Below are 10,191 nucleotides of genomic sequence, written 5' to 3' on the forward strand. Positions count from 1 at the left end.
ACTCATATGACAGGCCGATCCGTGGCCTGGTGTTTCAGGCGCAACTCGCGCTTCAGACTCAATATTTCTCGTCTTTGCCGGAAAATGTAGCTTAAGACGGCCACCACCCCGATCGCGGCGCCGGCACAGAAAAACACCAGCAGGATCGCCACCAGCGGCGCCTGCCATTCGAAGCCAAAATAGTAGCGTAACACCGTGGTTTCGGTGTTTTTCAACGCGAAACCCAGCAGCAGCAGGAACAGGATGAATTTAAGAAGCCAAGAAAGGTAGCGCATATCTCAAATCCCGGGTCTTACATGCAAAAAAGGCGGCATCTTGCAACAGCGTGCCGCCTTTTTCTCTCAACCAAAAATACTGGTTATTTTTTGTCGTCAACACGCTCGCGCAGTTCTTTTCCCGCCTTGAAATGCGGAACGTATTTTTCCGGAACTTTGACCTTCTCGCCGGACTTCGGGTTGCGGCCGACGCGCGGCGGGCGGTGGTTCAAGCCAAAGCTGCCAAAACCCCTGATTTCGATGCGGTTACCTTGGGCGAGACTCTTGGTCATCGCGTCCAAAATCATTTTTACGGCGAGTTCCGCATCTTTTGCCACGAGTTGCGGATAGCGCGTCGCCAATTTGGCAATCAGCTCAGACTTGGTCATGTTGTCCCTCTATTGCTCGGTGTTTTTCACATCCAGCTTCGCTTTCAGAAGCGCTCCCAGATTGGTGGTGCCGGTACTGGCTGTATTGTCAGCCACCACTTTCTGTATGGCTTCTGATTCGTCAGCCAGATTCTTGGCTTTAATCGAAAGGTTGATGCTGCGATTCTTGCGGTCGATGTTGATAATCATCGCTTTCACCTCATCACCCTCTTTAAGGTGAGTGCGGATGTCCTCGACCCGGTCGCGCGACATTTCGGAAGCGCGCAGGTAGCCCTCAACATCAGTGTCGAGCTGGATCACCGCCCCCTTGGCGTCAGTTGACTTCACCTTGCCGGCGACGACGCTGTTTTTCTCATGGGTAGCGATGTAGCTGGTGAACGGATCGCCATCGAGCTGCTTGATGCCGAGCGAAATGCGCTCGCGCTCGACGTCAATCGAAAGCACCATCGCTTCCACTTCCTCACTCTTCTTGTAATTGCGCACCGCCTGTTCGCCCGGCTGGCTCCAGGACAGATCAGAAAGATGCACCAGCCCGTCAATACCGCCGGGAAGGCCGATGAAAATGCCGAAATCGGTAATGGATTTAATCTGGCCTTTGACGCGGTCGTTCTTCTTGTGGTTGAGCGAGAATTCTTCCCAGGGATTGGGCTGGCATTGCTTCATGCCCAGCGAAATGCGGCGGCGCTCTTCATCAATTTCCAGAATCATCACCTCGACCTCGTCGCCGAGCTGTGCCACTTTGGAGGGGTGCACGTTCTTGTTGGTCCAATCCATCTCCGAGACATGCACCAGGCCTTCGATGCCCTGCTCGATTTCGACAAACGCGCCGTAATCGGTGAGGTTGCTCACCTTGCCGAACAGGCGGGTGCCTTGCGGATAACGGCGGGACAATCCCACCCACGGATCGTCGCCCAGTTGCTTGAGGCCCAATGAGACGCGGTTTTTCTCCTGGTCGAATTTGAGCACCTTGGCTTCCACTTCATCGCCCACGGCAAGCATTTCCGAAGGGTGGCGCACGCGGCGCCAGGCCAGATCGGTGATATGCAGAAGACCGTCGATGCCGCCCAAGTCCACAAACGCGCCGTAATCAGTGATGTTCTTCACCACGCCCTTCACCACCGCGCCCTCTTTCAGGTTTTCCAGCAGCGCCTGACGTTCCGCGCCCTGGCTCGCTTCCAGCACCGCGCGGCGCGATACCACCACGTTGTTGCGCTTGCGGTCCAGCTTGATGACCTTGAATTCCATCTCCTTGCCTTCGTAAGGATTGGTATCCTTGACCGGGCGGATGTCCACCAACGAGCCGGGGAGGAAGGCGCGAATGCCGTTCACCATCACGGTGAGCCCGCCCTTGACTTTGCCGTTAATCAATCCATGCACCAGCGTGCCCTGTTCCAGCGCCACTTCCAGCTCGCGCCATGCCGTCAGGCGCTTGGCTTTGTCGCGGGAGAGGCGGGTTTCGCCGTAACCGTCTTCGAGGGCTTCGATCGCCACTTCCACGAAGTCGCCGGGCTTGACTTCGACTTCGCCCTTGTCGTTGCGGAATTCGTCTACGGAAATAAAGCTTTCGGATTTGAGGCCGGCGTTCACGACCACATAATTGGAATCAACTCTCATCACTTCGGCGGTAATCACCTCGCCGATACGCATTTCCTGGTGGGAAAGGCTTTCTTCAAACAGCGCGGCAAAATTTTCAGAGCTGTCGGAACCTGAGGAAGCGGTAACCATCATTTATTTACGCCCGCGGATTTAACCCGTGATTTCCCACGGGGTTCGTTTATCATTGCCCCGGGTTTGGGCAACCCGGAACGCCTAATCAGGATGCGGTCTGGCGATACCTGGAAAGCACTTCGGCGACCGTTTCCTCGATGCTTAACGAGGTGGTATCCAAAAGACCGGCATCGGCCCCCTGTCGCAGGGGCGCCACGGAACGCTGACTGTCACGCAGATCGCGTTCCTTGATTTCCTGTAAAAGGGTTGGAATGCTAGCATACATTCCTTTTTCCATCAACTGTTTATATCTGCGCTCGGCGCGCGCCTCGGTGCTGGCGGTCAGAAAGACTTTTAATACGGCATCGGGAAACACGGTGGAACCCATGTCGCGCCCCTCCGCCACCAGACCCGGAGTTTTGCGGAAAGCGCGCTGTCTGGAGAGAAGCGCGAGCCGGATTTTGGGCAGCGCAGCGACCCGGGATGCGCCCGCAGCGCAGGTTTCCGAGCGGATTTCATCTGTCACTTGCTTCCCGTCGAGCAGGATTTCACCGCCGCGAAACTCCGCGGGCAGGCTTTCCGCCAATTTGGCCAGCGCCGTTTCGTCATCGAGCGCTATTCCACGTTTTTGCGCGGCCAAGGCGACCAAACGGTAGAACGAGCCGCTGTCCAGATAATGGAAACCAAGTTCCCGAGCTACCCATTGCGCCACCGCGCCCTTGCCCGAAGCCGAAGGCCCGTCAATGGCGATGACTGGGATATTGCCAAGTTCTCTCATGAAAATCTTTTCACCGCAGAGGACGCCGAGGTAAGAAATGAAAAACTATTTTCTTGGCTTTCCTCTGCGTTCTCAGCGTCCTCCGCGGTCAAGGTTTTCCGAAATTTTTAATCCCGCCGTCAGTGCAAGTTGCACAAAATCGGGAAACGATGTCGCCACATTGGCGCAATCGCGTATGGTAATCGGGCTGGAAGCGCGCAAGGCGGCAATGGCAAACGACATGGCGATGCGGTGGTCTCCGTGACTGTCGATTTCACCACCGTGATAAGTCCCGCCGAGAATGCGGATGCCGTCCGGCGCGGGTTGTGCTTTGATTCCGAGCGTACGCAAGCCTTCGGCCATCACCTGGATGCGGTCGCTTTCCTTGACGCGCAGTTCCTCCGCGCCGGTCAATACAGTCTCCCCTTCGGCATTCGCCGCCGCTATGAACAAAACCGGAAACTCGTCTATCGCCAGCGGTACGAGTTCAGCTGGAATATTCACTCCTTTAAGCCGGGCATGGCGCACACGAATATCGGCCACCGGCTCCCCGCCCGCCGTGCGTTCATTGACAAGCGTGATATCAGCGCCCATTAAACGCAAAATTTCGATCACTCCGGTGCGGGTGGGATTGATGCCGACGTGGCTGAGCGTGATGTTCGAAGCGGGCGCAATGCCGGCGCCCACTATGAAAAACGCCGCCGAGGAAATGTCGGTAGGCACCTCGATAACGGTTGCCTGTAATTTCCCGCCGCCATTTACGCAAATTTTTCCGCCTTCGCGTCTGACGGGATAACCAAACGCCTGCAACATGCGCTCGGTGTGGTCGCGGGTCGGCGCCGGTTCGGTAACGCAGGTGCGCCCTCTGGCATAAAGCCCCGCCAGCAGCAGTGCCGATTTCACCTGAGCGCTTGCCACCGGCATGGCGTATTCAATTCCGCGTAATTCCGGCATGCCGCGGATTTTTACGGGCGGCCTACCTTTGCCGGCAGTGACAATCTCCGCCCCCATTTTCCGCAAAGGAGTCGCCACACGTTGCATCGGCCGTTGGCGCAGGCTGGAATCGCCGTCCAATTCGCAATTAAAAGACTGGCCGGCGAGCAGTCCGCATAAAAGCCGCATCAAGGTGCCTGAATTGCCGCAATCCAGAACTTTCGGTGGCGCTTTCAGGCCGCGCAATCCTACCCCGTGCACCACCACACTTCTTTGACCCGGCCCTTCGATGCGCACGCCCATGGCACGGAAGGCATTCATGGTGGCAAGCGCATCCTCGCCTTCGAGGAATCCGCCGATTTTGGTTATACCCTCGGCAATGGAGCCCAGCATGATGCTGCGATGGGAAATGGATTTGTCGCCGGGAACGCGCAGCCTGCCTGAAAACGCGCCGCCCGGTTCGACACGGTAATTAACGGTCATGTCAGCAGCCATTTGCGCCGGGCGTCGCGGGCATTGGCAAATATTTTTTCAAGCGCTTTGCCATCATTTTTCTGCAACAATCCGACCAGGCGCTTCAATTGCCGCTGATAGTTGGCAAGCTCTTTCAACAGAATCCTGCGATTGGAAAGCGCGATGTCGCGCCACATCTCGGGGGAACTCCCGGCTATCCGCGTGAAGTCGTGGAAGCCGCCCGCGGCATATTTGAAAAGCTCGGCGCCGTTGGCTTTGTTCGCAATTGCATCCACCAGCGCGTAGGCAAGTAAGTGCGGCAAATGGCTCACCGCGGCGAAAACTTCGTCGTGCCGGCGCGGCGTCAGTTGGCTTACTTTTGCGCCGCAGACGAGCCACAAATCCCTAACCCGCTGCAACGCTTTTTTGTCGGTATTGGCCAAAGGCGTCAGCACCAGGGTTCTTTGTACAAAAAGATCGACGCGCGCCGCAGCCACGCCACTCAGTTCCGCGCCGGCTATCGGATGTGCGGGAACGAAGCGCTGCAAGTGTGAAGCAAGGCACTCCCTGGCCAATGTCACCACATCCTGCTTGGTGCTGCCGGCATCGCTGACAATTGTATGCGGCTCCAGGTGCGGCGCGATGGCGCGCATGACTTGGCGCATCTGGCCCACCGGCATCGCCAGCAAAACCAGGTCGGCGCCCTGCACCGCTCGCGCGGGGCTGTCGGCGATTTCATCAATCACGCGCAGCTTCAGTGCCTTTTTCAGGTTTTCCGGACTGCGTCCGACGCCGACGATATGCTTCACCGCCTGCGCACGCTTCAACGCCAGGGCAAACGAGCCGCCGATGAGACCGACGCCAAAAATCACCAGCTTGTTTAACAGGGGTTTCGCCATTTCATGCCGCTTCACGCATCAAGTTTTCCAGGGCCTGCAGAAATTTCTCGTTTTCGTGCGGCAAGCCTATGCTCACTCGCAGCCATTCCGGCATGCCGTAATTGGCGATCGGCCGCACGATCACGCCGCGCCTGAGCAGGCGCTGATACAGCGCCGCCGCATCGTCCGCATGGAAGCACACAAAATTTCCATACGAAGGAATATAACGCAGCCCTAGACGCTTGAATGCTTGCGTGAGCTGCGCCATGCCTTGTTGATTGAGCTCGAAGCTTTGTTTCACGAACTCATGGTCATCGAGCGCCGCCAGCGCCGCAGCTTGCGAAGCGCTGTTGACGTTGAACGGCTGGCGCACGCGGTTCATTAAATCGGCGACGGAAGCTTGCGCAAGCGCGTAGCCCACGCGCAGCCCCGCCAAACCGTAAGCTTTGGAGAACGTGCGCGTAATCACCAGATTCGGAAATTGTTTCAGCCATTCCAAGCTGGGCGTCTTGAGTTCTTTTGGCAAATACTCGTTATACGCTTCATCCAATACCACCAGTACGGTTTCCGGCAGGCGACGCAGAAAAGCCAGCAACTCACCGGCGTAAAGCAGAGTTCCCGTCGGGTTGTTGGGGTTGGCGATGAACACGATGCGCGTCTGCGCCGTCACCGCCTTGAGCATGGCTTCCAAATCATGGCCGAAGTTTTTCGCCGGCGCTTCGATGCCCCTGGCGCCGCAGGCCTGGGTCACGAGCGGATACACGGCAAACGCGTGCTGCGCGTAAACCGCCTCGGTGCCCGGAGTGAGAAAAGCGCGTGCAGCGAGTTCCAGCACGTCGTTCGAGCCGTTGCCCAGCACGACTTGCTCCTGCTTCACCTGCAGCCGCGCCGACAAGGCTGCTTTCAATTCAAAACCGTTGCCATCGGGATAGCGGGCAATGTCGTCGAGCGCTTGCTTTACCGCAGCGAGCGCCTTGGGGCTCGCGCCCATGGGATTTTCGTTGGACGCGAGCTTCACGATGTCTTTCAGCCCTAACTCGCGCTCGAGCTCGGAAATCGGCTTGCCCGGCTGGTAAGGCGCAATCGCCCGGATATAGGGCGGCGCCAGATCGCATATATCCATCATTTTAGAAGTTGAGGGTTTAGTGTTGAGTGTTCGGAGTTAAGGGATTTTAATCTTTACGGTCAGTTGGTTTCACTCACAACTCTTAACCCTCAACCCTTAACCGCACTTAAAGCACCGCCGCGGGATAGGAGCCGAGGATTTTTAAGAACGCTGCCTTATCGGCGAGCTCATCGAGCGCCTTGGCCACGTTCTCTTCCTGCTGATGGCCTTCGACATCGACGAAGAACACGTATTCCCACAGGCCGGTGCGCGAAGGACGCGACTCCAGCTTGCTCATGCTCACCCCGTAATGGGCAAGCGGCGTGAGCAACTGGTGCACCGCTCCTGGAACATTTTTGCTAGACATCACCAGCGAAGTCTTGTCCTTGCCCGAAGGCGCGGCGTCATGCGCGCCCAGTATCCAGAAGCGCGTGGTGTTGTTCGGCTCGTCTTCGATGTTTTTCGCCAGGACATTCAGGCGGTAGCGCTCCGCCGCCATTTCCCCGGCGATCGCCACGCTACTGGCTTCCTTGCCGGCGAGGCGCGCGGCTTCGGCGTTGCTCGCCACTTGCACCTGCGGCACTTTGGGCAGATTGTGATTGAGCCACTCGTGGCACTGGGCGAACGACTGCGCGTGCGAATAGATGCGCTTGATGTTCTTGAGCCCCCTGCTCTTACGCAGCAGATGCTGGTGCACGCGCAACACCACCTCGCCGCAAATCTTGAGCGGCGTGTTCAGCATCAAATCCAGCGTGCGACCGACCGCGCCTTCGGTGGAATTTTCCACCGGCGCCACGGCATAATCGACTTCATCGGCTTCCACTTTGCGCAGCACTTCATCAATCGAGGCACAGGACTGGGTGCGTGCGGCGTGGCCGAAATGCTTGATGGCGGCGGCTTCGCTGAACGTACCCTGCGGTCCGAGGTAGGTCACGGTAAGCGGCTTTTCCAGCGCCAGGCAGGCGGACATGATTTCGCGCAACAGCCGTGCCACCGTTTCGTCGGAAAGAGGTCCGTGGTTCGCTTCCTTGATGCGCCGCAGGACCTGCGCTTCGCGCTCGGGGCGGTAAACGATGCCGTTCTTGAGCCGGCCGATGGAACGCGCGTGCGCGGCGCGCCGGTTAATGAGCTCGAGCATCTGCTGATCGAGCGCATCGATGCTGGCACGCAGTTTTTTAAGCCGGTCGCTCATCGTGATTCTTTGTCGTCCCCCTGCTGCGGCACGTAGCGTACGCTCAGCACGCCGGGTATGGCCGCGATTTTGCTGATGACCGCGCCCGGCACCACGCTGTCGAGATCAACCAGGGTATAAGCCATCTCGCCCCTGGATTTGTTGACCATATTATGTATGTTCAGCCCGGCTTGCGCCATGGCGGTGGAAATCTGTCCCACCATGTTCGGCACATTGGCGTTGGCAGTCCCCACGCGGTAAGGCGATTCGCGCTCCATCACGACACCGGGAAAGTTGACGGCGTTGAGGATGTTGCCGTTTTCCAGAAAGTCGCGCACTTGCTCGACCACCATCACCGCGCAATTATCCTCCGCCTCCTGGGTCGAAGCGCCCAGATGCGGCAAGGCCACCACGGCGGGATGCCCCCTCAGCCTGATCGAAGGAAAATCGCACATGTAGTACTTTATTTTTTTGGCGTTGAGCGCCGCCAGCACCGCGTCCTCGTCCACCACCTCGTTGCGCGCGAAATTGAGGAGCACCGTGCCGTGCTTCATGTGGCTCAGGCGCTTGGCGTCCAGCATTTTGCGCGTGCCGTCGAGCAGCGGCACGTGCAGCGTCACGCAGTCACAGTTTTTCAGCACTTCGTCGATGCTGTGCGCCTTTTTCACCTGCGAAGGTACGTTCCAAGCTGCGTCCACGGTGATTTCCGGATCAAAGCCAATCACACGCATTCCGAGCTTGATCGCCGCATCGGCGACCAATCCGCCGATCGCGCCAAGGCCTATCACCCCGAGCGAACGGTGCGGGCTCGATACCCCCAAACTGTTTTTTACCGTCCTCCACGCCTTTTTTAATGGCTACGTCGTCGCCGGAAATCTTTTCCACGAAGTGCATCGCCGGCACCAGATTGCGCGCCGCCATCAGCATCGCGGCTATCACCAGCTCCTTCACCGCGTTGGCATTGGCCCCGGGCGCGTTGAACACCGGCACGCCGCGCTTGCTCATCCCCGCCACCGGGATGTTGTTGGTGCCCGCGCCGGCACGGCCTATCGCCTTGACCTTGGCCGGGATGGTCATCTCATGCATATTCTGCGAGCGCACCAGAATCGTATTCGGCTCGCTCACCGGGTTGCCGACGGTGTAATTGTGCGGAAAGTGCTTGAGCCCGTGCTGCGAAATCGGGTTGAGCGTGAGAATGTGGTAGGTCTCAGCCATGTCTTGCCTCGAACTCGCGCATGAATTCCACCAGCGTTTGCACGCCTTCCAGCGGCATAGCGTTGTACAGGGACGCGCGCATGCCGCCCACCGAGCGGTGTCCCTTGAGTTGTATCATTCCCCTCGCCTTTGCCTGTTTCAAAAATTCTTCGTCCAGCGTGGCTTGCTTGAGCGTGAACGGCACGTTCATGCGCGAGCGGTCGCTTTTGCGCACCGGATTTCTAAACAAGCCGCTGTAATCGAGAAAGTCATAAAGCAGCCCGGCTTTTTCGATATTGCGGCTCTCCATCGCGGCAAGACCGCCGTTTTTCTTGAGCCATTGAAAAGTGAGGCCCGCCACGTACCACGCATAGGCTGGCGGCGTGTTATACATCGACTCGTTGTCCGCGTGGATTTTGTAATCCAGCATCGCCGGTGTTCCCGGCAGCGGCTGGCCAAGCAAATCCTCACGCACGATCACCACGGTCAAGCCCGCCGGGCCGATGTTCTTTTGCGCCCCGGCGTAAATCAGGCCGTATTGGCTCACCTCCACCGGCTTGGAAAGAATGTTCGACGACATGTCGGCGACCAGCGGGACATCTCCGGCATCCGGTGTCCAGTGGAATTCCACACCACTTATGGTTTCATTTGGCGTGTAATGCAGGTAAGCGGCATTGGAATCGAGCTGCCACTGCTCCTGCGCCGGCGCATAAGTGAATTTGGCGTCCTCGGAAGAGGCGGCAACATTCACCGCGCAAAATTTTTTCGCCTCGGTAATCGCTTTCTTCGACCATCCGCCGGTATGGATATAGTCGGCGGATTTTTTCCCACGCAGCAGGTTGAGCGGCGCCATGGCAAATTGCAGCGTGGCACCGCCCTGCAGGAACAGCACTTTATAGCGGGGCGGGATTTGCATCAGCTCGCGCAAATCGCTTTCCGCCCGGGCGGCGATGCCCATGAATTCCTTACCGCGGTGGCTCATCTCCATCACCGACATGCCGCTGCCGCACCAGTCCAGCATTTCCGCGCGCGCCTGCTCCAGCACCTCCTCCGGCAGAACCGCCGGTCCCGCTCCGAAGTTGTACACGCATTTTGCCGCGGTAAATTTCTTTACATCATTCATTAGGGAACCTCTGATTAAGTCCTACGCGGTTGCGACGGTGTTGCAATCCGGGTGCAGGGCGAGGCGTGAGGAGCGCCGTTTGGTGGAGGCCAAACCAGCGACGAACAACAACGCCATGCGCACGGGCACCCCGGACTCGGTCTCGCGCAGCGTGGTGCGGGCAGGGGCGCAAGCTGCCGCAAGAGGCGCCGTTCGATGGGCCGCCCATGCTGCCGCTCCCGCACCCC

At 58.3% G+C, this 10,191-nt stretch carries 12 protein-coding genes; all 12 read right to left on the reverse strand.

Translation table 11 applies throughout. From position 1 onward, the window contains the following. Window positions 1–2: 2 nt before the first annotated feature. Complete coding sequence (locus VHE58_00295) at window positions 3–275, reverse strand: LapA family protein (protein HVS25748.1); 273 nt, start codon at window positions 273–275, stop codon at window positions 3–5. An 83-nt stretch (window positions 276–358) separates the two neighbouring features. Then, window positions 359–643, reverse strand: coding sequence for an integration host factor subunit beta (locus VHE58_00300; GenBank protein HVS25749.1), 285 nt, complete (start codon window positions 641–643; stop codon window positions 359–361). 9 nt (window positions 644–652) lie between these two features. After that, window positions 653–2,368, reverse strand: coding sequence for a 30S ribosomal protein S1 (rpsA, locus tag VHE58_00305; GenBank protein HVS25750.1), 1,716 nt, complete (start codon window positions 2,366–2,368; stop codon window positions 653–655). Window positions 2,369–2,456: 88 nt separating this feature from the next. Next, on the reverse strand, window positions 2,457–3,128 hold the full coding sequence (cmk, locus tag VHE58_00310) for a (d)CMP kinase (GenBank protein HVS25751.1): 672 nt from the start codon (window positions 3,126–3,128) through the stop codon (window positions 2,457–2,459). 72 nt (window positions 3,129–3,200) lie between these two features. After that, complete coding sequence (aroA, locus tag VHE58_00315; GenBank protein HVS25752.1) at window positions 3,201–4,523, reverse strand: 3-phosphoshikimate 1-carboxyvinyltransferase; 1,323 nt, start codon at window positions 4,521–4,523, stop codon at window positions 3,201–3,203. Then, window positions 4,520–5,392, reverse strand: a complete 873-nt coding sequence (locus VHE58_00320) for a prephenate dehydrogenase/arogenate dehydrogenase family protein (protein HVS25753.1) — start codon at window positions 5,390–5,392, stop codon at window positions 4,520–4,522. The genes aroA and VHE58_00320 overlap by 4 nt, the downstream gene beginning before the upstream one ends. Before the next feature lies 1 nt (window position 5,393). Then, entirely contained in the window at window positions 5,394–6,497 is a 1,104-nt protein-coding gene (gene hisC / locus VHE58_00325; protein ID HVS25754.1) for a histidinol-phosphate transaminase, read from the reverse strand. Between the two features lie 106 nt (window positions 6,498–6,603). Continuing rightward, window positions 6,604–7,668, reverse strand: coding sequence for a prephenate dehydratase (gene pheA, locus VHE58_00330; GenBank protein HVS25755.1), 1,065 nt, complete (start codon window positions 7,666–7,668; stop codon window positions 6,604–6,606). Further along, a complete protein-coding gene (locus tag VHE58_00335) occupies window positions 7,665–8,435 on the reverse strand; it encodes a phosphoglycerate dehydrogenase (protein ID HVS25756.1) in 771 nt (256 codons plus the stop codon). Before VHE58_00335 ends, pheA begins: the two co-directional genes overlap by 4 nt. Further along, entirely contained in the window at window positions 8,359–8,862 is a 504-nt protein-coding gene (locus VHE58_00340) for a hypothetical protein (GenBank protein HVS25757.1), read from the reverse strand. Before VHE58_00340 ends, VHE58_00335 begins: the two co-directional genes overlap by 77 nt. After that, entirely contained in the window at window positions 8,855–9,964 is a 1,110-nt protein-coding gene (serC, locus tag VHE58_00345; protein ID HVS25758.1) for a 3-phosphoserine/phosphohydroxythreonine transaminase, read from the reverse strand. Before serC ends, VHE58_00340 begins: the two co-directional genes overlap by 8 nt. A gap of 21 nt (window positions 9,965–9,985) precedes the next feature. Continuing rightward, window positions 9,986–10,191 (reverse strand): hypothetical protein (locus VHE58_00350; GenBank protein ID HVS25759.1); only part of this gene is annotated, 206 nt, incomplete at its 5' end.

It is taken from the genome of Burkholderiales bacterium, from assembly GCA_035543335.1.
In the GTDB taxonomy this organism is placed as follows: Bacteria; Pseudomonadota; Gammaproteobacteria; order Burkholderiales; family JAHFRG01; genus JAHFRG01.